The sequence below is a fragment of the Alcanivorax sp. genome (assembly GCF_040119285.1).
In the GTDB taxonomy this organism is placed as follows: Bacteria; Pseudomonadota; Gammaproteobacteria; order Pseudomonadales; family Alcanivoracaceae; genus Alcanivorax.
In genome coordinates, this window is sequence record NZ_JBEDTY010000032.1 from 268,531 (window position 1) to 289,394 (window position 20,864).

The following is a 20,864-nucleotide window of genomic DNA, read 5'->3' on the forward strand; positions in this document are numbered from 1 at the left end:
CTGACCGTGGCCGTTAGTCCAACAGGCCAATGGCGTTGGCGGTTTCCTCGATGGGGGCATAGTCCGCATTGGACGCGGGTACAAACTTCTCACGGGGGAACGCTTTCAGCAGCACCGGATCGTCGATGGCCAGCAATACCTCGGTAACGCGCTGGCTAAAGCCGTCGCCAAAACGCTCATTCAGATCGCCACGTACTGTCCAGTGGTAGTCGGGGTAGCTGGGAGTTTCCCAGATGACACTGACTTTGCTGGTGTCAATTTTGCCTTCCGCCAGCTCACGCTCCCAAACCTTGAAGTTCACCGCGCCAGTGGCGTAGGCGCCGCTTTGTACCAGTGCAATGGTGCGGCTGTGGTCGCCGGAGAAACCGACTTTTTCGAACAGCTTGTCCGGCGCTTCATTGAACGTATCGCGCAGATAGAATTCCGGCATCAGGCGGCCCGAGGTGCTGCCTTTGGAACCGAAGGTAAATGACGGTTGTGCAATGAAGTCTTCACCCAGTGTCTCTACAGGCTTGAGCCCGGTGCTGCTGTTGGCGATGAAGTAAGACTTGAAGGCAGTGTCTTCCTGGCCCTGTGCAATGGCCTGGGAGCCGGGGACAAGACGACGGGCCTGAACACCGGATAAACCGCCAAACCAGGCCATTTGTACTTCATCGTTACGAAAGGCGGTAACGGCGGCAGCGTAGGATTTCACCGGAACGTATTTTACCGGTACGCCCAGTTGGTCTTCCAGATAAAGGGCGATGGTGCCGAACCGCTTTTCCAGCTGAGACTCATCCTGGTCGGGGATGGCGGTAAAGATGAAGGTGCCGGTGTGGGGGTCATTACAGGCAGAGAGCAGCAGGGCAGCAACCAGTGCAACAAGAAGTTTCAAACGCATCGTTGTCTCCGTTCAATAGGGAGGCTTAAGGAATGTTGGATTCGGCAAGGAACGCTTATGCAGTATAGCGGCCTGGCGGTGATATTGCTCAGCGACGGTTAAGGAAAGCACTGACCTCAGTTCGGCTACCCTGGAACAGGATAGTGCCCGCCCGGCGCGACAACATGTAGTCGTACATGGGGTCGTAGTAATCGGCGAGCAGGCTGTGGATCCATTCGCGGTGCAGCTCGGTATTGCCGCAGTTTGCTTGCACGGCCAAGGCTTCCTGAAGCTGTTGACGAAGTTGCTGGTGGCGAATGCCCCCCAGGCGGCGGCGAATGCGATCCATGGACGCCAGTAATTCGTCACCGAGTTGGTTGAGAGCGTCGTGTTCACCGAAGTAGCGGGCATACTCCTGCAATGGGCCGATGACGTAATCTTCCAGCGTTACCTGAACGCGGGACTCCAGCGATTCTTCAATGATGATACGTGGTTGCGATTTGATCTGGTCTTGCAGGGAAAAAGGCAGGTGACAGCGGCCGATCAGTTTGCTTTCGTCTTCCACCAGAATGCTTACAGGCTGTGCGGCACGTTGTTTGATCAGAGCAATGGACAGGCTATTTTCGAAATCAATTTGGCTGGGCTGGCCACCTGGGCGACGACCAAAGGAGGAACCGCGATGGTGGGCAAGGCCTTCCAGATCGATAGCGTTGGTTTGTTGCTCAATGACTCGTGTTTTGGCGCAGCCGGTGCGGCCACACAGGACCTCCAGCGGCAGGTTGGCGATGCAGGCTTCCATTTCATCGATCAGAAATCGGCGCAGCGCCTTGTAGCCACCAGTCACTAGCGGGGCATCGATGCCGATTTCGCGCAGCCACGCCTGGGTCGTCTGGCTACGTAGCCCGCCACGGAAGCAATACAGGTAACCGTTGGGATTGGTTTGCCACCAATGCTGCCAAGCGTATAGGCGCCGTTCTCGCTCCTCGCCACAAACCAGCGTGTTGCCCAGATCAATCGCCGCCTGTTGGCCATGCTGCTTGTAGCAGATGCCTATGCGGTGGCGTTCTTCATCGTTGATCAGAGCGAGATTGGTGGTACCAGGAAAGGCGCCTTTGGCAAATTCCACGGGGGCACGCACGTCCAGCAAGGGTGTGTCATTGAGGAACAGGGACAGGTAATCACAGGTATCGTCGCGCATGGTTGGCGAGTGTAATCCAGCGACACGCTACACGCTACACGCCAGGAAATTGGATGTGGAACCGAGGGTGGTCGCCAGTTTTCCTTTTCAAAGGTTCACTCTGAACATTCAGCTGAATTTCGTGGGCAGAGCGGTCCGTGTGGCGCCGCGCCAACCCACGTTGCAGCTTGAGGGTTGTAGCTCTCTGTTACTTTACTTTGCCGGGCGGATCTGGCCGGCCAGGTGCGGCTTGATGCCGTCTTTGGCGAGCAGGCGGAAGTCGCTGCCACCGTTGGCGGCCTTGTTCTCGAACTTCACGGTGGCAGGCACGAACATAGGTAGCTTGAATTGCACATCCACGGTGAAGGCGTTTTCCGGCAACTGGTACTGCAGCTCGGCCAGGCAGCGGGCTTTAGACCACATGCCGTGGGCAATCTGGCGTTTGAAACCGAACAGTTTGGCCGAGAGCGCGTATAAATGAATCGGATTGCGATCACCGGAGACGGCGCCGTAGCGACGGCCGATATCGCCAGGCACCCTCCATTCCACAGTATCGGTGGCCGGCTGTGGTTTGGGGGCGTTTTTCTTTTTGTTGCTGCTACCGCCACCGCTGCGGAAAAAGTTCACTGATTCACTTTCCCAGACCCGTTCGCCACCGGTGCTTACACTGGTGAAGATGGAAAATTCGTAGCCCTTGTCCACTTTTTTCAGGTTGCCCAAGTAGCACTTCACGTTAAGTTGTTCACGCTCGGTAATGGGGCGGTACTGGGTGATGCTGTTGCGTACATGCACCAGGCCCATAGCAGGGAAAGGAAAGCCGTCGGCAAGAATCAGCGCCATATGTAATGGGAAGGCGTGCATGTGCGGATAGGTCACTGGCAGCTTGCCGTCGGCGGCAAACCCACACACTTTTCGGTAAGCGGCGAGATGCTTTTCATCGAGGGAGACATCATTCAGGCGTAGACCCACGTCCGGCAGGGTGGGGTTACTGCCCGGCTTAACTGTGGCACGTAATACGGCCTTGGCAAAGTTGACCACCATGGGCGGTGTATTACGTAGCTCGCGAAATTTGACCTCACTCATGACTCAATCCTTTCCCGTTGATAGCGTTGCAATGTAAGGCAACGGTGACAGTGAAAAGAGTATAGAGCAGGGCAGCCGGGTCGCTATTGGCCGTATAGACAGGGTGGCTGGTGAGTTAAGCACAGGGTGCTCGACACAGGCCCAGAAAGCGTGAGACCTGTTCAGGAACGGTTTTGGTCTGAACGCCACATGCCTACGCCAAAGTAAATAAGGCGTAGTTGCTTCTCTGCGGTAATCAGCACTTCTTGCTGGCCCGTTTCATCCGTTTCGTCCAGTTCCAGCATTTCCTGAGTCAATGCGGTGACATTGTTAACAACCAGGCCTGCCATCATTTGTAGGTCTTCGGCATTAACGTGATCGAGGAAGGGGAAGCGTGCCATGTCCATGGCCAGTTCGTTGGTGAACATGCGGATTTCGCGGCGAATGGCATTGCGCATGGTGGGGGTGCCACTTGCCAGTTCCTTGGATACGAACAGGAAGTGGGCACGGTTGTTACGCACATAGGTAAAGTAAGTTTCCATGGAGCTGCGCAACATGCGCTCATCGGGTAATTCCTGCTGGCGTACTTGGCGCATCATCTGGCGCAGAGTACGGAAGGATTCGTCCAGCAAGGTGAGGCCCATGGCACTCATGTCCGAGAAATGGCGATAAAAGGCAGTCGGTACTACCCCGGCTTTTTTGGTGACTTCCCGCAGACTCAGGGCAGAAAAGGGGGCCTTTTTGACCACCAGCTCCAACGCAGCCGTCATCAGTGCTTCCCGGGTCTGTCCCCGTTTAGGCTTGCGAGTTCTGCTGGTGCTTTCCTTTGTCATCGTTTTTTGCCTCCAAAATCAGTTGCTTATTCTCTTCTGTGCAGGCTTGTGATGCAACCAATTCCCTAGGATAGGTTGTAACACCATGATAAAAGAAGTCTTTATCTTTTTTGTGAACACTTGTTGACTGAGTGAGCGCCGGCGTGAATAATGCGTACAACTGTTCACTTGAAGGGCCTGACCCATGAGCTCGATAACACAAACATCCAATCGTTTTCAGCAAGGCGTTAACCGTCTTCTGCAATCCCGTGTGGCCACCATTCTGGCTACTCCTCACGGCGTGGATCGTTATCTGGAAGTATTGAATCCGATGTGGTCGGTGGATGAAGTGCGCGCTGAAGTGGAGCGCGTCGACTATCTCACCGACGACAGTACCACCGTGACACTACGCCCCAACAGTAATTGGCAGGGGTTTATTCCCGGGCAGTTTGTGCAACTTACCGTGACAATCGATGGCAAGCGTCAAACACGTTGCTACTCCCCGGCAAACTCTGTGCACCTCGCAGATGGCCGCATTGAGTTAACGGTGAAGGCTCATGCCAACGGTTTTGTTTCGCGCTACCTGCGTGATCAGATGTCAGTGGGGGAAGTGGTGACCTTGTCCCAGTCGGCGGGCGAATTTGTGCTCCCCGCAGAGCGACCTGAACGGGTGTTGTTGATCAGCGGTGGCAGCGGCATTACCCCGGTAATGTCCATGCTACGGACACTCTGTGATGAAGGGTTTTCTGGGCCAGTGACGTTCTTACACTATGCCAACAGCGCGGCTGACATGATCTATGCCACCGAGCTGGAGAGCATTGCTGAGCGTCATGACAATGTGACTCTGTTGCGTTGCTTCAATGACGAAAGTGAACACGGAGAATTAACGGGCTTGTTTAGCCGTGAACATTTATTCCGTTCCGTGCCGGACTATGCCGAGGCAACCGTTTTCCTCTGTGGTCCGCCACCAATGATGGCCGCAGTAGAAAAAGTATGGAATGAAGACGGACTTGGTGACCAGCTGCATAAAGAGCAATTCACCCTAGCCACAGCGGATCTGCAAAGCGACAACGTTGCAGGCGAAGTGTGCTTCCTACAGAGCGAACGAGTGGAAGTAAACAGTGGTGCGACTCTGCTTGAGCAAGCAGAAGTGGCCGGGCTAACACCCCAATCCGGTTGCCGCATGGGTATCTGCCATACCTGCTCTTGCCGCAAGACAGCGGGCAAGGTCCGCGACATTCGTACTGGTGAAATCAGCGATGCTGGTGAAGAAATTATCCAAATCTGCGTGACCGTGCCGGTGGGCACGGTCACGCTGGATATCTAAATCGATCAAGGAAGGCGAGACATTATTATGAGCATTTTTAGCAACCTTACCGCCGAACAATTCGAGACGATTGGCCGGGAATTAGACGCGATCCGTAACCGCGAGCTGGCGGACTTGGGTGAGAAAGACGAAAAGTACATTCGTAGCGTGGTGAAGCGTCAACGCCAGCTGGAAGTGGCCGGCCGTGGCTTGTTAATGTTGGGCTTCTTGCCACCAGCATGGTTGGCCGGTGTGGCTTGCCTGTCCGCCTCAAAGATCATTGATAATATGGAAGTCGGTCATAATGTGATGCATGGTCAGTATGACTGGATGGGCGACCCGAACCTGAACTCCAGGACATTCGACTGGGATAACACCTGTACCAATAAAAACTGGAAACACTCGCATAACTTCGAGCACCACACTTATACCAACGTGCTCGATATGGACCACGATATTGGTTATGGCCTGCTACGCATGTCTGACGATCAGAAGTGGGAGCCGCGTTTTCTGTTTAACCCGGTGTTGTCGGTGATTCTTGCCGTTTTTTTCCAGCACTTTGTGGCCGTTCAAAGTCTTAAGTTAGAAGACTATTTGATCAACAAGACCAAGAGCAAAGAAGACATTAAGGCCGAGTTTAAGCCGATTTGGAAAAAAATGCGTAAGCAGTTGGTCAAGGATTATCTGCTCTTTCCCGCCTTGGCAGGCCCGTTTGCGCCGCTGGTGTTTGCCGGAAACCTGGCCGCAAACGTGACGCGTAATCTATGGTCCTGCGTGGTGATTTTTAACGGTCATTTCCCGGAAGCGGTAGAGCAATTCGCCGAGTCCGTGGTGGAAAATGAAACTCGCGGGCAATGGTATGTGCGGCAGATGCTAGGCTCTGCCAACTTTGAAGGTAGTCGCTTGATGCACCTGATGAGTGGCAACTTGAGCTTTCAGATTGAACACCATTTGTTCCCCGATATTCCGGCACATCGCTATGCTCGAATTTCCCTTGAAGTACAAGCCATCTGTGAGAAACACGGTTTGCCTTACAATACGGGCTCTTTTATTGGTCAATCGATCAGCACCTGGAAGAGGATTCTGAAGCTGAGCCTGCCAGGCAAGCGCAAAAAAGACGGCCATGGGCCTGGTCCGCTGAAAGGGTTGCACGCCAAGGCAGAATCACTGACTTCAACGGCAAAAGCAAAAACCCGCAGCGCGGCCTGAACCCATACAATTTCTTGGGTGGGTGAGTGCTATTCCGGGCCTGCTTCCTTGTGCTACTCTCAACGACTCTGAGTAGTGGTATTTTTGTTTGGGGACAAGCAAACGCATGGCAGAAATGACGGATTCCGGTGTGCTGTTACGAATGGCGTACAAAGCCATGGTAAAAGCCGGTATTGATGCCGATGCCGTGTTGGCGGAGGTCGGGCTGGATAAGTCCATTTTGCAGGTTCCGGACCTGCGTACTCCCCACGATGCCCAAGAATGGTTCTGGCAGGCGCTGGAAAAAGTGTCCGGTGATGAATACGTCGGATTGCATTTGGGCGAACATATTCCCGTCTATAAGGGCCAAGTGCTTGAGTACTTGTTCCTCTCCAGCCCGACCTTTGGCGAAGGGCTGAAACGGGCCTTGGACTATCAGCGTTTGCTTTCTGATGCCGCTCAGGGCGAATTGTTTGAAGAAGGCGACCGGGTTTTTCTTAAGCAAAGAATCTGGAGTGCTCGTCTCAGCCATCTCAATGAATGCATGATCATGGGGTTGATCAAGTTCTTCCGTTTCGTGACCGATGATGCATTTGAGCCATTAGAAGTACATTTCGGCCATCCTCGCCACGCGGATCAGCGCGAATACGAACGCCTGTTTGATTGCCCGGTAAAATTCGACATGCCCAGTGTGGGCATGTATTTCGATGCCAAACTCATGAACCTGCCTTCTGCGCATCACGAGCCGGAGTTATTGCGCCTGCACGAACAGCTTGCCAGTGAGCAGGTGGCCCGGTTGGAGAAGCAGGATCTGGTGGCGCAGGTAAACCGGTTAATTGGCGAATTGCTGGAATCTGGCCATGCCAACCTAGAAGAGGTGGCGGAGCGGTTGGGCATCAAGGCACGCCAGTTGCGCACCCGACTGGCGGATGCTGATACCAACTTTAACCAGCTGGTGGCCGACTACCGTTGTCGTTTAGCGAAACGATTGCTGGCCGGCACCGACGAATCCATCGACGAAATTGTCTATCTCACCGGTTTCTCCGAGCCGTCTACCTTTTATCGTGCATTTAAACGCTGGGTCGGCATGACCCCGATCGAATACCGTAAATTGAAGGCGGAAGAGGATGCCTTGGGGTAAAGCCGATACGGGATAAGTATAAAATTGAAGAAGGCGCCGTTGGCGCTTTTTTTGTATGGCGCTAGTGCATTAAAGCACCAAGGCAGCCAGCCTGCGGTAATCAGTGGCAAGTAGTAGTGCAAGAATGTCGGGATTACCGCGTCGTAAATATGGTCGTATCGCCCGTCCGCATGGAGCCCGGCAGTGGGACCAAGCCAAGGGGGAATCGGCAACGGGGGCCTGCATCGCTCAGGGCCGCGGCGCTACCTGCTAGTGCTTTAGTGCTGCCGTGGCCAGCGGAGAGAAGCCCATGCCGAGTCGCCCAACCCGTTACTGAAAATGGGATTGAAAAACGGATTCATGATGCCTCCGCCAGGTGAGCGCTGAGTCTACTGCGAGGGCGAGCAATCTAGCAGGGCAGGCAAGCACGGCCTCACTCGGAGTAATTGTCTGGGCGGCAGACCAATGATTAATGATTCGAGATAACGGCAGGGTGTGCTGGACAGGGGCGAATTTCAGGCTTGGCGATCAGCTCAGCCGGATAGCGCAAAGCTGACCCCTGAATATTCTCACTGGCTGTTTCATTTTTATATTTCCACAGCCAGCCAGTGTTTATCGGTCCGTGCGGTGGGATTCTCCCTCAATGGTGTCGCCGCCGGTGATGGTTCGATCATCGTTACGGCCCGGTTGTTGCTGGAACGGATTGGCTCCCCCACCGGGATAACGGGTCCGAGTATAGGCAAATCCGGCCCCCTGAACGGTGGTGAACCCCTGTAGCGTCCCTTTCTTAATTACCTTGCTAGCCATCCAGCGGCGAGAGCCGGGTAACAGTAGTGCGAAGCCTACCGCGTCGGTAATAAATCCGGGGGTGATCAGCAAGGCGCCACCGAGTAGCAGCATCATGCCCTCCACCATTTCTTGGCCGGGCATTTCACCCTGTTGCATACGCTGATTCAGGCGCACCCAAGTGTCCAGCCCCTGGCGGCGGAACAGATAGCTGCCCAATAAGGCCGTGATCACGGTGACGATGATGGTAATGGGCCAACCGATGGCGCCAGCAACCTGTGCCAACACCAGCACTTCCAATAGGGCGAAACCGAAGATGAAGAAGAAAATGCGACCAAAACCCATGGGCTGTCCTGTTTATCGTCAATAGTCAATATATGGTTATGATTGGACTCAAATTCAAGGGATGGGTTCCTGCGCCAAGGGTTTCTTGCCGTCGTCGGCGAAGGCAGTGGTGAGCCGGGCCGCGCTGCGGGGGGCTGGAGACCAGATCCCGGTGGATACCGGTGGGTGGGCTACGGGGAAGGGACGCACTGCCAGCTGCATGGCGTTGGCATGCTGGTGAATGGGGTAACCCAGGCCCCGGCGGGCGGCCCGGGGCGTTGAGAACTTGATTCAGCGACAGTTACCGCTTACCAGGCGATTACAGCGACAAGCGTTCTACCGATACACAGTGCGTTGCAGATCGCACTGAGATCGCGGCGCTGCTCATGCGCCGTTTTTCGACGGCAACACGCTTAACGCCAGCCACTACACATGTTTAATGAAACCGCTGTACGCAGTTCTTGAGGTGCGAACTCGATCGGAAGGTTCCATACCGGTATAGGCGCGCCTTAAACACTTTGCCCACCCACAAAAAAACCGCACCCTAAGGCGCGGCTCTTTTGTTGATTTATGACGGCTTCACACGGGTTGCGTGAAACGTGTTGTCTGCTGCGGGCGTTTACGCGCCCAGCAGCATCTGGCCACACACACGTACTACGTTGCCGGTCAGGCCTTGAGACGCAGGGCTGGCAAAGAAGGCGATGGTTTCTGCTACATCTACTGGCTGACCGCCCTGGTTCATGGCGTTCATGCGACGGCCTGCTTCACGGATGGTGAAGGGGATGGCGGCGGTCATCTGGGTTTCGATGAAGCCTGGCGCCACGGCATTGATGGTGATGCCTTTCTCGGCGTACTCATCTTTGAAAGCATCGACCATGCCGATTACCGCTGCCTTGGAACAACCGTAGTTGGTTTGGCCCAGGTTGCCGGCAATGCCCGCGATGGAGCTGATGGAGATGATGCTGGCACCTTTACCCAGGCCGCCGCTGGAGAGCAGGGCTTCGTTAATGCGCAGTTGGCTGGCGATGTTGATGTTCAATACCATGTCCCAGAATTTTTCCGACATGTTGCCCAGCATTTTGTCGCGGGTTACACCGGCATTGTGGACAACCACGTCATAACCGCCAATGGCCTTCGCTTTTGCGGCGATGGCTGCAGGGGCTTCGTCAGCGGTGATATCCATTTCAAGGGTATCACCACCAATCTGCGCGGCCACCGTATTTAGGTCATCGGCCATGGGAGGAATGTCCAGCACGGTGACAGAAGCGCCGTCGCGGGAAAGCACTTCTGCAATGGCGGCACCAATACCGCGGGAACCACCGGTAACCAAGGCTTTTTTGCCTGCCAATGGCTTGTCCCAGTTGAAGTCGGCGGCTTTAAAGCCTGCTTCTGAAACACGCACCACCTGGCCGGACACATAAGCGGATTTGGGTGATAGGAAGAAATGCAGCGGGGACGCCAACTGCGCTTCAGCGCCTTCATCAACATAGATTAGCTGGGCAGTGGCGCCTTTCTTGATTTCCTTGCCCACAGAGCGAGTGAAGCCTTCCAGGGCGCGCTGGGCAACACGCACTGCGCCCGCCTGTTTTTCTGGAGTGCGACCAATAACGACAACACGGGCGCATTTATCCAGCTTGCGGATCACCGGGTGGAAGAACTCCCACAGCGCTTTTAGCTCGTCTGGGCTCTGGATGCCGGTGGCGTCAAATACCAGGCCTTTGAATGTGGCATCGTCTTCGCGGTCAGCGGTGTAGTTGTCCGCATCAACACCCAGCTTCCCGGCTTCTTTGTGCAATTCGGTGGCGTTGGCGGTGTTTGCAAGAACGGCAACTTGCGCGTCGGGAGCCCCTTTAAGGGTTGTCAGTACGTTGTCGATGGCAGTAGAACCATTGGCAGCGCCTACCAGCACGCGCCCTTTGATAAAGGATGCCTGGCCCGGCTGCCAGCGCTCCAGAATAACCGGGATCGGCAAGTTGATTGCGCCGAATAGTGCCTTGCCCATGGGAGAGTTGGCAATCGTTTGATAGGTATCGCTCATGATCCTGTCCTTTTCCATCGAATGATGAATGTGCTCATTTACCTTAGGGTAAACGAAACGGGTTTAAAGGGGTGCCGCGCAAAAACAGGGTGAAAATACGCCGTCTTTCGTAGGGCAGGACGTTTGCCCCTGTCGCACACTGGCGCGTATTGAATCACTGCAGTGTGGCGGGTGTATTGACCGGCTCCGGCCGGCAAACAGTCGTTTGAGCCAATGAGGCCGGCACGGTTGGGGGTAGACTGCGCCCTGTCGAGTGAATACCGTGGCCAAATTCGCCACCGTTGTCATCGTTGATGACCGTCCATCTCTAGAGGAAAAGATTATGCTGGCAGGTAAAGCCGTTCGTAAGGTCGCCATTATTGGTGGTAACCGTATCCCGTTTGCGCGCTCCAACAGTGCCTACATCGACACCAGCAACCAGCAAATGCTGACCGCAGCATTGGATGGACTGGTGGACCGTTTCAAATTGCATGGCGAGAAAATTGATGAAGTCGCCGCGGGCGCCGTCATGAAACACGCCCGCGATTTCAATCTGGTTCGCGAATCGGTATTGGGCTCCAAGCTGGCTCCGTCAACCCCGGCCTACGATCTGCAACAAGCCTGCGGAACCGGCCTGGAAGCGGCTATCCTGGTGGCCAACAAGATCGCTTTGGGCCAGATCGACTGCGCTATCGCCGGCGGTGTGGACACTACTTCTGACGCGCCGCTGGGTGTGAATGAAGACGCTCGCAAGGTGTTCATGGCGCTGAACCGCGCCAAGACCAATGGCGAACGTGCCAAGCTGGGTTTGAAACTGCTGAATCCGAAATCCCTGATGCCCGATCTTCCTAAAAACGGCGAGCCGCGTACCGGCCTGTCCATGGGTGAGCACCAGGCAATTACTGCCGCCGAGTGGGGCATTTCCCGTGAAGCGCAGGATGAGCTGGCATGGCGCTCTCACCAGAATCTGGCCAAGTCCTATGAAGATGGCTGGCAGGATGATTTGGTCACGCCTTTCAATGGTCTGGAACGCGACAACAATATGCGTGGCGATTCTACCTTGGAAAAACTGGCGACACTTAAGCCTTGCTTCGGTGGCCCGAACGGCACCATGACCGCGGCCAACTCCACCCCGCTAACTGACGGAGCGTCTGCTGTTTTGTTGGCTTCTGAAGAGTGGGCTAAAGAGCGTGGCTTGCCCGTGTTGGCTTACATGACTATTGGTGAAGCTGCAGCCGTAGACTTCATTGGCAAAAAAGAAGGCCTGTTGATGGCGCCGGCGTATGCGGTGCCAAGCATGCTAGACAAGCTGGACCTGAGCCTGCAGGACTTCGATTTCTATGAAATCCATGAAGCCTTCGCTTCTCAGGTACTGTCTACCCTGAAAGCGTGGGAAGACGAAAGCTTCTGCAAAGAGCGTTTGGGTCGCAAGAAGGCGCTGGGCAGTATCGATCGTAGCAAGCTGAACGTGAAGGGCTCCTCTTTGGCAGCGGGCCACCCGTTTGCTGCCACTGGTGGCCGTATCGTCGCCAATGCGGCCAAGCTGCTGAACGAAAAAGGTTCCGGGCGCGCGCTGATCTCCGTGTGTGCAGCTGGCGGCCAGGGTGTGGTTGCCATCCTCGAGAAGTAACCACGCGGTTGGTAATAAAAAAACCGGCCGTTTGGCCGGTTTTTTTATGCCGTTCTGCGGCTGCAACAAGGGCCGTGCAGCATGCAATAGAGATAAACCTGACCTGTTCGTGATTTTTCCTTGCCTCTACAATCCCCTGTTAACGCCCTATAAATCTCTTCATGTCATTGTTTTACGCGAACGAGCCAGTGCAGTGGTTATACGGAATCTCGCCTGGGTTATTCATAAGACGAGACAAGTCATGGCGTAGACGCGAGTAGAGGGCACGAAAGAAACGCGCAGCCCTGCTCGTGGGTTCAGGTCGGCGTCAGCCTGCATTCAGGTTCCATTCAGCTTGGCCAGTTATGGTTCACTCGACCTCAACGAAAAGGAGAGTAAACATGACTTTGACCAAAACAACGTTGATTGCCGCCGTATTGGGTGTGGCCTCTGTCGGTGCGGTGCAAGCTGATGACGTGCCCCGCAGCAAGATCGATTCGCTAGTGAAGGACGGGACTATCCAGTCCCTGGATAAACTCGATAAGGTAGCATTAGACAGGCACCCCGATGCGGAAATCACCGATACGGAGCTGGAAAACGAGTATGGCCGTTACCTCTACCAGGTTGAGCTGCGTAACCCGCAGGGCGTGGAGTGGGACCTGGACATTGATGCCAGCAACGGTGATGTGCTGGGCGAAGAGAAGGACTGAGTCCTTGCTTGTTCACACATTGCCGGGCCAGCGGCCCCGTAAAAGCAGGGCGATACTTGTCGCCCTGCTTTGCGTGTGTTCATTGTCCAGTGCGGCCGATGACATTAGCCAGGATGAGGCTCTGCAGTTACGTCAGCAGGGCGAAATTGTGGCGTTTTCCTCTTTGTTGGAAACGCTGAAGCAGCGCTATCCACAAGGGCGTGTGCTGGAGGTTGAACTGGAGCGCGACGATGGCCAGTTGATCTACGAGATTGAATTACTGACCGGAGACCGGGTGGTCCGTGAGATTGAGATGGATGCCCGCACCGGGCAGGTTCTTGATGACGAGCGTGACGACTGATGCGCATTCTGTTGGTGGAAGACAGTATTCCGTTGGCGGATCAACTTATGCCCATGCTTCGCGAACATGGCTACGCGGTGGATTGGCTGGCGGATGGCCGTGATGCCTTGCCGGCACTCAATGATGATCCGTTCGATCTGGTGATTCTGGATCTGGGATTGCCGGGCCTGGATGGCCTGCAGGTGCTTGAGCAGTGGCGTGCAGAAGGGCAGGCGGTCCCTGTGCTAATTCTCACCGCCCGTGACAGCTGGGCTGAACGCATTGAAGGTTTGCAGAGCGGTGCCGATGACTACCTGGCCAAACCGTTTCATCCGGACGAGTTGTTATTACGGGTGCAGGCTTTGTTGCGACGCACTCATGGCCGCGCCAATACATCTCAGCTTACCGCGGGCACCTTTACGTTGGATGAAAATCGACACAGCGTCTGGTCAGGGGAAGAGGAAATTAGGTTGACTGGCGCGGAGTTTCGAATGCTTCGTTACTTCATGCATAACCCTGACCGGTTACTCTCGAAAGGGCAGCTGGCTTCTCACTTGTACGATAACGAAAGCGACCGCGATTCTAATGTGCTGGAAGTGCATGTGAATCGCCTGCGCCGCAAGCTGGGTAAAACTGTGATTGAAACCCGCCGTGGCCAAGGCTACGTTTTTACCGGTAAAGCACAATGAGATCCATGGGCCGCCGGCTGGGAATCAGCCTGTTCGTCAGCTTGCTGCTGGCAGGTGGTTTGATCATCCAAGGAACGCTGTGGTGGCTGGAGCGCGATCAACGCCAGGCCCTGAGCCTGCAATTGCGCGATGACGCCGCTGGGGTGCTGGCGGCATTAGTGGCTGGCCCGCAAGGCCACTTGAGTTTGGATACGACACGTCTGCATCCCGCCTATCGGCGCCCCTTGTCTGGGCGTTATTTTGTGGTGTTGCTGGGCGAGCAGCGCTGGCGTTCCCGTTCGTTGTGGGATCAGCAATTGGCAGTGCCTTCGCAAGTGGGCGTACACCCTGATTTGCAACCCGGGCCGGCGGATCAGCAACTATTGCGTTTTCGTGGTGAGTACCAAAAAGAAGGGCAGGCTGTCACCGTGGTGGTGGCTCAGGATTACACGCCGGTTCTGACAACCTATAACCAGACGCGCACCGTGGTGTGGGTGGCCTGGGTGGGAGTGTTGCTGCTGCTGGCGGGTATTCAGCAGTGGCTATTACGCCGGGGGTTGGCGCCCCTGCGCCGGGCGCGGGATGAAATCGAACAGCTGCGCGGCGGTGAACGCCATGAGTTGAACGAACAGGTAGCGCTGGAACTGCATCCTTTGGTGGTGGAGATCAATCGCCTGCAGCGCCATACAGAGCAACAGCTACAGCGCTCCCGCCATGCCCTGGGCGACTTGGGGCATGCACTGAAAACCCCGCTCGCCATTCTCAAAAACCGCTGCACACAGGAGCTGTCCGCGTCTGATCCGGCGCTATACGCCATGCTGACCGAGCAGCTGGGGCAGATGGAAGCCAATATTCGTCGTGCTCTAGGGCGCGCTCGGGTCGCGGCCGGAGTGACAACCCGTAACCGGTTTTGTCCGGCGGAGGATCTTCCCTTGCTGCTTGGCACGTTGGAGCAGGCCCACCAGCGGGATCTGGACATCCATCTGGAGATGGCGCCGCTGCCGGCCCAGCCGTTTGACCGTGATGACATGCTGGAAGTGTTGGGCAACCTGTTGGATAACGCCTTTAAATGGGCAAATCAACGTGTCAAGGTGATCGCGAAGAGGGGCACGGATGACGACGGACACAGACAGTTGATCCTGTGTGTGGAGGATGATGGCCCCGGCATTCAGGCGGAGCGTCAGGATCAGGTTTTGCAACGGGGGCAGCGTTTGGATGAGCGCGCCGCCGGCCATGGGCTGGGGCTATCCATTGTCAGTGATACGGTGGCGGCCTATGGCGGCTCATTGGTGCTGGATGTTAGTTCACTGGGAGGCTTGCGGGTTTGCTTACGCTTGCCTGCTCCGCACAGTGAAAGCACTGGTTTTCAGAGAGAACGGAAAGCGTGATGTGCATTCACCACGGGTGAATATTCATATACATATTTGAGCAGGAGAGGTCATGAAGGGGGAGTCCATGCAGCGTCAATGGAGTAGGGGGCTGGCTGTGCTGCTTTGCCTGTTGTTGAGTTGTGTGGCCTTGGCAGAGCCTGTGGCTCTGGATGCACAGCTCAGCGAGTATGCCTATCCCTACCCGGTTCAGAGGTTAACCGTTGCCGATCAGCAGCAGCGCCTGGAGATGGCCTACATGGACGTGCAGCCGCAAAAAGCCAATGGCGAAACGGTCCTGTTACTGCACGGCAAGAACTTCTCCGGGGCGTACTGGAAAAGCACCATGGATGCGTTGCTGGAACAAGGGTATCGCGTGGTGGTGCCCGACCAGATCGGGTTTGGTAAATCGTCCAAGCCGGACCGTTTTCAGTACAGCTTTCAGGTGCTGGCGGATCAGACTCGCCGGCTGCTGGATTCCCTCGAGATAGAGCGGGCCTCTGTTGTCGGTCACTCCATGGGTGGCATGCTTGCCACCCGTTTTGCACTGATGTTTGCGCCACGCACAGACTCGCTGACACTGGTCAATCCCATTGGCCTGGAAGACTGGAAACAAAAACAGGTGCCTTGGCAGTCCGTGGATGCTTGGTATGAAGGGGAGCTGAAGAAAACCCCCGAGAAGGTTAAAGCGTACATGACGCGCAGTTATTTTGATGGTCAGTGGAAAGCGGATTACGAGCCGTTACTGGCGTTGCAGCAAGGCTGGATTCGCGGCCCTGACTATCCGTTGATTGCCTGGAACTCAGCCCTGACCTACGACATGATTTATAGCCAGCCGGTGGTGCATGAATTTGACCGCCTGGCCGTGCCAACCCTGCTGATTATTGGTAATCGTGACCGCACCGCATTGGGTAGCAATCGCGCTCCTGAAGCAATGCAGGATAAGTTGGGGTTATATGGCGCGCTGGGTCGGCAAGCGGCACAGAGCATCCCGGAGGCAAGCTTGGTGGAACTGGACGGTATTGGCCATGTGCCACAGTACGAAGCGTTCGAAGATTACATCAAGGCACTGACAACGTTCTTGGCCAGTAATCGCTGATGCCAGAACCCGGCATCGTTTGCAGGCAAGCGTTCAGTGTTGCTTTAGGGCGGAGACCCTAGAAAGGGATCTCCGCTTGGCTTCTGGGGACCCTGATTCTTTACACGCCAGAGAGAAAGACGCTCCGTTTATACCTTGGCACTAATCTCGCGATAAACCTTATTTGAGCGCCGCCATAATCAGCGATACCGCCTGCTGGCTCACCGCTTCCATGTCGTCCCGGTTTACATAGACCCCATCAATGAACAGCTTGCAGAGGCCGTGGATAGTCGCCCAGCTGGCCTGAGCCACCCGCAGCGGGTCGGTGCCAGTGGGCAGGCGCCCCTTTACCAAAGGCTGTAACCCTTCGGCATAGCGACGAAAGCTGCGGTAGGCCACCGCTTTCAGATCGTCTGTGGGGTTGCCGCTTTTCCAGAGGGTGCGCCCGAACATCAGCTCATATTGTTCTGGGTTTTCGGTGGCAAAACGCAGGTATTCGACCACGAAAGCCTGGATGTCTGGTTTGCTGGCGGCGGCTTCTAGCTGGTGCTCAATAATGGTGTCCAGCTGCGCAAAGGCTTGGGCGGCAAGCGCGCAGAGTAGTGCATTCTTGTCGCGAAAATGGTGGTAGGGCGCAGTACGCGAAACCCCGGCTCGTTCGGCCAGCTTGCGCAGTGACAACCCTTCTATGCCCTGCTCATTGAGCAGGGTGTTAGCTTCCTGCAGTAGGGTGTTATGCAGGTCTCCATGGTGGTAGCGAGCGCTTTGGGTCATGCGTGTCCTGTGTTTAGGCGATATATTGACTTTGTGTCTTATGCAGACGGCATAGAGATGTTTGTAGGCTGGGTAAGGCGAATTGTCTCTCGTGCCATCTTGACACTGTCAAAATAACGCCTAAGCTTGACACTGTCCAGATTAATCAACGCGTAGCCATCTGTGGTGCAGATGCCTTTGGAGACAACACCATGACAGCCAACCGCTATTCCAATCTGCTTTCCCCGCTGGATCTGGGGCATACCCAAATCAAGAATCGGGTGATCATGGGGTCTATGCATACGGGTCTTGAAGACCGTTTTTGGCAGTTCCCCAAGCTGGCGGCCTATTTTGCCGAGCGGGCCCGCGGGGGGGTTGGCTTGATCGTGACGGGCGGTTTTAACCCCAACAAAAAAGCGTGGTTCTATCCATTTGCCGGGTTGTTCAACAGCCGCTTCGATGTACGTAATCACCGCAAGGTGACCGATGCGGTACACCAGGAAGGAGGCAAAATTGCCCTGCAAATTCTCCATGCAGGCCGGTATAGCTATCATCCGTTCTCCCGTTCGGCTTCGGCGATCAAAAGCCCGATCAACCCTTTCAAGCCCAAGGCCATGTCCACAAAGGAGGTGGAGCAGACGGTCAAGGATTTTGCTCACACGGCATTGCTGGCCAAGAAAGCCGGCTATGACGGTGTGGAAATCATGGGCTCCGAAGGCTATTTGATTAATCAATTCACTGCGCCGTGTACTAATAAACGTACTGACAAATACGGTGGCAGTGCCGAAAACCGTCGCCGTTTCCCGGTGGAAATTGTTCGTGAAGTACGCAAGCAATGCGGTGACGATTTCATTGTGATGTTCCGTATTTCCGTAGTCGATCTTGTGCCGGACGGGGCGACCCGAGAAGAAGTGTTAGCGCTGGCCAAGGAAGTGGAAGCGGCGGGTGCAAGCTTACTCAATTCCGGTATTGGCTGGCACGAAGCACGCGTGCCCACCATCGTCACGTCTGTTCCCCGCGCCGCCTTTGTGGAAGCGACACGGCAAGTGAAAGAGGTGGTCTCGATTCCGGTGGTGGCCTCCAATCGCATTAATGACCCGGATGTGGCAGAAGCGATTTTGGTCGCTGGCCAGGCAGATGCCGTGTCCATGGCGCGCCCATTGCTGGCGGACCCGGATTTCGTCAAGAAAACCGAGCAAGGCAAGGCGGATGAGATCAATACCTGCATCGCCTGTAACCAAGCATGCCTTGACCATACGTTCCAGCTCAAGCGGGCTTCCTGCCTGGTAAACCCCCGTGCCTGCCATGAAACAGAGTTGTTGTACCTTAAAACGGCAAAGCCGAAAAAAATTGCCGTCATCGGTGCTGGCCCGGCGGGCTTGTCGTGTGCCACGGTGGCGGCAGAGCGTGGCCATGCGGTGACGTTGTTTGATCAGGCGGGGGAAATCGGTGGCCAGTTCAATATGGCCAAGGTGGTTCCGGGTAAAGAAGAATTTCACAACACCATCCGTTATTTCAGCAAAAAGCTGGAAAGCACCGGTGTTACCACGAAGTTGAACACCCGGGTGGAAATCGCCGATCTGGAAGCGGCAGGCTTTGACGAAATTGTTATTGCCACCGGTGTGCTGCCGCGTACGCCGGGTATCCCTGGTGTGGATCATCCCAAGGTGTTGTCTTATGTGGATGTATTGCGTGGCAAAGCCAAAGTGGGTGAAAAAGTGGCAGTCATCGGTGCCGGCGGTATCGGTTTCGATGTGTCTGAATTTCTGGCCGAACATCCCCGTGAAGGCGAGCAGCCGTTACCGGAATGGATGAAAGAATGGGGCGTGGACATGGCCGGCGACACTGCTGGTGGCCTGGTTGAACCCGCCCCTGAAAAGCCGGCACGCCAGATTTCCCTGCTGCAGCGCAAGCCTACGCCGTTGGGTAAAGATCTGGGCAAAACCTCTGGGTGGGTGCACCGTGCCACACTGAAATCCCGTAACGTGGAAATGCTGAAGAACTGCCGCTACGAAAAAATTGATGATGCGGGCCTGCACATCAAGATCGGTGAAGAAAGTCGAGTGCTCGACGTGGATAACGTCATTCTGTGTGCCGGCCAAGAATCATTGCGAGAGTTGTACAAGGAAGACAGCAGCAACTTCCACTTGATTGGTGGTGCGGATTTGGCCGCTGAACTGGATGCCAAACGCGCAATAAAGCAAGGCGCGGAAGTGGCTGCGAAGCTGTAAGTGGAAAGGAATATGAAAAGCCCCGATTTTCGGGGCTTTTCATATCAGCGGTTGATAAAAAATGTGCGCCAGCATACGGATCATTTTCTTGCAGCTGTCTGTTCAGCTGTTGGCCCGTAGCCGACGCGTCTTGAAGCTGCCAACCCCCATGGTTGCGATAACCTTGAACAGGGCGAGTAATACGCTTTCGTTTGGTTTGGGCTCTTTCCCGGCACCCATGCGGTGTAGCTGACGGGTATACCAGGAAACTTCCATCATGGCCATTTCATCAATGGCTTTAATGCCGGTTTTACGCGGGCTGACACGGCTGACAACACCTTCTCGGCCAGCTTGAATGGCGTTGGGTAGGTCGGGTTCAACGGCTAGAGGACGAGCAATGCCGATGACGTCGGTCGCGCCACTATTTACGGCTTCGGCCATGGCTTTGGCCGAGCGGAAGCCTCCGGTAACCATCAGCGGAACGGAAACCCGCTTGCGAATTTCATTGGCGTAATCGAGGAAGTAGGCTTCCCGGTTGACGGTGCTTTCGCGCACGCCTTTGGCGCCTGCCATGACCGGGTTTTCGTAGTTGCCGCCGGAAATTTCCAGCAGGTCCAGGCCTTCATCCGCGAGGGTTTTGGCTACGGTCATGGATTCTTCTTCGCTGAAGCCCCCGCGCTGAAAATCGGCGGAGTTGAGCTTGATGCTTACCGGGTAGCCCTCACCCACCTCCTTACGAATAGCGCGATAGATTTCCAGTGGGAAGCGCATGCGATTTTCCAATGAGCCGCCCCATTGGTCTGTGCGACGGTTATGGTGGCCGGACAGGAATTGGCTTACCAAGTAACCATGGGCACCGTGAATTTGTACGCCGGTGAAACCGGCTTTCTTACAGATGCTGGCGGTGCGGGCAAAACGTTGGATGATGTCCTGAATTTCTTCTTCAGTCAGCGCGCGGGGAGTTTTAAAGGCGCTTTTCAATTCCTTGCCAAAGGGTACGGCAGAAGGAGATAAGGTATCGCCACTGGCCAGCATACGGGGGATTTGCTTGCCGGGATGATTCAGTTGCACCCAGATAGCACCGCCCTGAGATTTGCCTGCCTCAGCCCAACGTTTCAGTAGTGGCATGTCCCGCTCATTCTCCACCACCACATTGTTTGGCTCACCGGTATGGCGACGATCAATCATGATGTTCCCGGTAATGTTCAGGCCGGTGCCGCCCTGTGCCCAACGGGCATAGAGACGCTCCAGTTCCGAGGTAACATGATTATCGATAGTGCCCAGAGCTTCGCTCATAGCGGATTTGCCGAAGCGGTTGGGTAGGGTGACGCCGCAGGGCAACATCAGCGTCTGACTCAGGGTATCAGCGTGGCTCACAATGTTTTCTCCGGTGGTGACTAACTGTGCCGGCAAGGTTTGCCGCAACGGTATAGTTTGGTGGTGGTCAAACTATAATTTGGTTTTATACTCGTCAAACTGTTTCTCTCGGAAGGCGTGGG

General features: G+C 55.4%; 19 protein-coding genes. 10 read left to right on the forward strand and 9 right to left on the reverse strand.

The annotated features are described in order from the left end of the window. Positions 1-13: 13 nt before the first annotated feature. The 4 genes from ABNH10_RS10675 to ABNH10_RS10690 all read right to left on the reverse strand — a co-directional run bounded on the left by ABNH10_RS10675 (position 14) and on the right by ABNH10_RS10690 (position 3,868). Positions 14-880, reverse strand: coding sequence for a putative selenate ABC transporter substrate-binding protein (locus ABNH10_RS10675; protein WP_349385909.1), 867 nt, complete (start codon positions 878-880; stop codon positions 14-16). A gap of 88 nt (positions 881-968) precedes the next feature. Then, the gene (mnmH, locus tag ABNH10_RS10680) at positions 969-2,057 is read right to left on the reverse strand and encodes a tRNA 2-selenouridine(34) synthase MnmH (RefSeq protein WP_349385910.1); all 1,089 of its coding nucleotides are present in this window, start codon (positions 2,055-2,057) and stop codon (positions 969-971) included. A gap of 192 nt (positions 2,058-2,249) precedes the next feature. After that, the gene (locus tag ABNH10_RS10685) at positions 2,250-3,119 is read right to left on the reverse strand and encodes a MaoC family dehydratase (RefSeq protein ID WP_349385911.1); all 870 of its coding nucleotides are present in this window, start codon (positions 3,117-3,119) and stop codon (positions 2,250-2,252) included. A gap of 161 nt (positions 3,120-3,280) precedes the next feature. Continuing rightward, positions 3,281-3,868: a TetR family transcriptional regulator gene (locus ABNH10_RS10690; protein WP_349385912.1), complete on the reverse strand. Its 588-nt coding sequence runs from the start codon at positions 3,866-3,868 to the stop codon at positions 3,281-3,283. A gap of 247 nt (positions 3,869-4,115) precedes the next feature. Here ABNH10_RS10690 and ABNH10_RS10695 point away from each other — a divergent pair, with 247 nt between their 5' ends. From ABNH10_RS10695 to ABNH10_RS10705, 3 genes are all read left to right on the forward strand, one after another. After that, positions 4,116-5,237, forward strand: coding sequence for a ferredoxin reductase (locus tag ABNH10_RS10695; RefSeq protein WP_349385913.1), 1,122 nt, complete (start codon positions 4,116-4,118; stop codon positions 5,235-5,237). 27 nt (positions 5,238-5,264) lie between these two features. Further along, positions 5,265-6,425 (forward strand): fatty acid desaturase family protein, encoded by a 1,161-nt coding sequence (locus ABNH10_RS10700; protein ID WP_349385914.1) that lies wholly within the window; start codon positions 5,265-5,267, stop codon positions 6,423-6,425. Between the two features lie 106 nt (positions 6,426-6,531). Continuing rightward, positions 6,532-7,545, forward strand: coding sequence for an AraC family transcriptional regulator (locus ABNH10_RS10705; RefSeq protein WP_349385915.1), 1,014 nt, complete (start codon positions 6,532-6,534; stop codon positions 7,543-7,545). A 591-nt stretch (positions 7,546-8,136) separates the two neighbouring features. On the opposite strand, the gene ABNH10_RS10710 is transcribed toward ABNH10_RS10705, so the two are convergent. The 3 genes from ABNH10_RS10710 to ABNH10_RS10720 form a co-directional block, all read right to left on the reverse strand. Continuing rightward, entirely contained in the window at positions 8,137-8,655 is a 519-nt protein-coding gene (locus tag ABNH10_RS10710) for an FxsA family protein (protein ID WP_349385916.1), read from the reverse strand. Between the two features lie 54 nt (positions 8,656-8,709). Continuing rightward, on the reverse strand, positions 8,710-8,856 hold the full coding sequence (locus tag ABNH10_RS10715) for a hypothetical protein (RefSeq protein WP_349385917.1): 147 nt from the start codon (positions 8,854-8,856) through the stop codon (positions 8,710-8,712). 397 nt (positions 8,857-9,253) lie between these two features. Beyond that, complete coding sequence (locus tag ABNH10_RS10720; protein ID WP_349385918.1) at positions 9,254-10,672, reverse strand: 3-oxoacyl-ACP reductase; 1,419 nt, start codon at positions 10,670-10,672, stop codon at positions 9,254-9,256. 322 nt (positions 10,673-10,994) lie between these two features. Between ABNH10_RS10720 and ABNH10_RS10725 the strand changes: the two genes are divergently transcribed. From ABNH10_RS10725 to ABNH10_RS10750, 6 genes are all read left to right on the forward strand, one after another. Next, positions 10,995-12,281 (forward strand): acetyl-CoA C-acetyltransferase, encoded by a 1,287-nt coding sequence (locus tag ABNH10_RS10725; protein ID WP_349385919.1) that lies wholly within the window; start codon positions 10,995-10,997, stop codon positions 12,279-12,281. A 380-nt stretch (positions 12,282-12,661) separates the two neighbouring features. Further along, the gene (locus ABNH10_RS10730) at positions 12,662-12,970 is read left to right on the forward strand and encodes a PepSY domain-containing protein (RefSeq protein ID WP_349385920.1); all 309 of its coding nucleotides are present in this window, start codon (positions 12,662-12,664) and stop codon (positions 12,968-12,970) included. Positions 12,971-12,974: 4 nt separating this feature from the next. After that, positions 12,975-13,310 carry a PepSY domain-containing protein gene (locus ABNH10_RS10735; RefSeq protein ID WP_349385921.1) on the forward strand — a complete coding sequence of 112 codons (336 nt, stop codon included), beginning with the start codon at positions 12,975-12,977 and terminating at the stop codon, positions 13,308-13,310. After that, complete coding sequence (locus ABNH10_RS10740) at positions 13,310-13,978, forward strand: response regulator transcription factor (protein ID WP_349385922.1); 669 nt, start codon at positions 13,310-13,312, stop codon at positions 13,976-13,978. The genes ABNH10_RS10735 and ABNH10_RS10740 overlap by 1 nt, the downstream gene beginning before the upstream one ends. Before the next feature lie 5 nt (positions 13,979-13,983). Next, positions 13,984-15,345: an ATP-binding protein gene (locus ABNH10_RS10745; protein WP_349385923.1), complete on the forward strand. Its 1,362-nt coding sequence runs from the start codon at positions 13,984-13,986 to the stop codon at positions 15,343-15,345. A gap of 52 nt (positions 15,346-15,397) precedes the next feature. Continuing rightward, on the forward strand, positions 15,398-16,423 hold the full coding sequence (locus ABNH10_RS10750; protein WP_349385924.1) for an alpha/beta fold hydrolase: 1,026 nt from the start codon (positions 15,398-15,400) through the stop codon (positions 16,421-16,423). A gap of 159 nt (positions 16,424-16,582) precedes the next feature. On the opposite strand, the gene ABNH10_RS10755 is transcribed toward ABNH10_RS10750, so the two are convergent. Continuing rightward, entirely contained in the window at positions 16,583-17,176 is a 594-nt protein-coding gene (locus tag ABNH10_RS10755; protein ID WP_349385925.1) for a TetR/AcrR family transcriptional regulator, read from the reverse strand. Between the two features lie 191 nt (positions 17,177-17,367). Between ABNH10_RS10755 and ABNH10_RS10760 the strand changes: the two genes are divergently transcribed. Further along, positions 17,368-19,386: an oxidoreductase gene (locus tag ABNH10_RS10760; protein WP_349385926.1), complete on the forward strand. Its 2,019-nt coding sequence runs from the start codon at positions 17,368-17,370 to the stop codon at positions 19,384-19,386. A 102-nt stretch (positions 19,387-19,488) separates the two neighbouring features. Here the strand turns inward: ABNH10_RS10760 and ABNH10_RS10765 are convergent, their stop codons facing one another. Further along, positions 19,489-20,742 (reverse strand): NADH:flavin oxidoreductase/NADH oxidase family protein, encoded by a 1,254-nt coding sequence (locus ABNH10_RS10765; RefSeq protein WP_349385927.1) that lies wholly within the window; start codon positions 20,740-20,742, stop codon positions 19,489-19,491. Between the last annotated feature and the right edge of the window lie 122 nt (positions 20,743-20,864).

Bases quoted from the DNA above. Each gene is read 5' to 3' on its own strand.
- ABNH10_RS10675 (WP_349385909.1), bottom strand. From the start codon at position 880: ATGCGTTTGAAACTTCTTGTTGCACTGGTTGCTGCCCTGCTGCTCTCT.
- mnmH (WP_349385910.1), bottom strand. From the start codon at position 2,057: ATGCGCGACGATACCTGTGATTACCTGTCCCTGTTCCTCAATGACACA.
- ABNH10_RS10685 (WP_349385911.1), bottom strand. From the start codon at position 3,119: ATGAGTGAGGTCAAATTTCGCGAGCTACGTAATACACCGCCCATGGTG.
- ABNH10_RS10690 (WP_349385912.1), bottom strand. From the start codon at position 3,868: ATGACGGCTGCGTTGGAGCTGGTGGTCAAAAAGGCCCCCTTTTCTGCC.
- ABNH10_RS10695 (WP_349385913.1), top strand. From the start codon at position 4,116: ATGAGCTCGATAACACAAACATCCAATCGTTTTCAGCAAGGCGTTAAC.
- ABNH10_RS10700 (WP_349385914.1), top strand. From the start codon at position 5,265: ATGAGCATTTTTAGCAACCTTACCGCCGAACAATTCGAGACGATTGGC.
- ABNH10_RS10705 (WP_349385915.1), top strand. From the start codon at position 6,532: ATGGCAGAAATGACGGATTCCGGTGTGCTGTTACGAATGGCGTACAAA.
- ABNH10_RS10710 (WP_349385916.1), bottom strand. From the start codon at position 8,655: ATGGGTTTTGGTCGCATTTTCTTCTTCATCTTCGGTTTCGCCCTATTG.
- ABNH10_RS10715 (WP_349385917.1), bottom strand. From the start codon at position 8,856: ATGCAGCTGGCAGTGCGTCCCTTCCCCGTAGCCCACCCACCGGTATCC.
- ABNH10_RS10720 (WP_349385918.1), bottom strand. From the start codon at position 10,672: ATGAGCGATACCTATCAAACGATTGCCAACTCTCCCATGGGCAAGGCA.
- ABNH10_RS10725 (WP_349385919.1), top strand. From the start codon at position 10,995: ATGCTGGCAGGTAAAGCCGTTCGTAAGGTCGCCATTATTGGTGGTAAC.
- ABNH10_RS10730 (WP_349385920.1), top strand. From the start codon at position 12,662: ATGACTTTGACCAAAACAACGTTGATTGCCGCCGTATTGGGTGTGGCC.
- ABNH10_RS10740 (WP_349385922.1), top strand. From the start codon at position 13,310: ATGCGCATTCTGTTGGTGGAAGACAGTATTCCGTTGGCGGATCAACTT.
- ABNH10_RS10745 (WP_349385923.1), top strand. From the start codon at position 13,984: ATGGGCCGCCGGCTGGGAATCAGCCTGTTCGTCAGCTTGCTGCTGGCA.
- ABNH10_RS10750 (WP_349385924.1), top strand. From the start codon at position 15,398: ATGAAGGGGGAGTCCATGCAGCGTCAATGGAGTAGGGGGCTGGCTGTG.
- ABNH10_RS10755 (WP_349385925.1), bottom strand. From the start codon at position 17,176: ATGACCCAAAGCGCTCGCTACCACCATGGAGACCTGCATAACACCCTA.
- ABNH10_RS10760 (WP_349385926.1), top strand. From the start codon at position 17,368: ATGACAGCCAACCGCTATTCCAATCTGCTTTCCCCGCTGGATCTGGGG.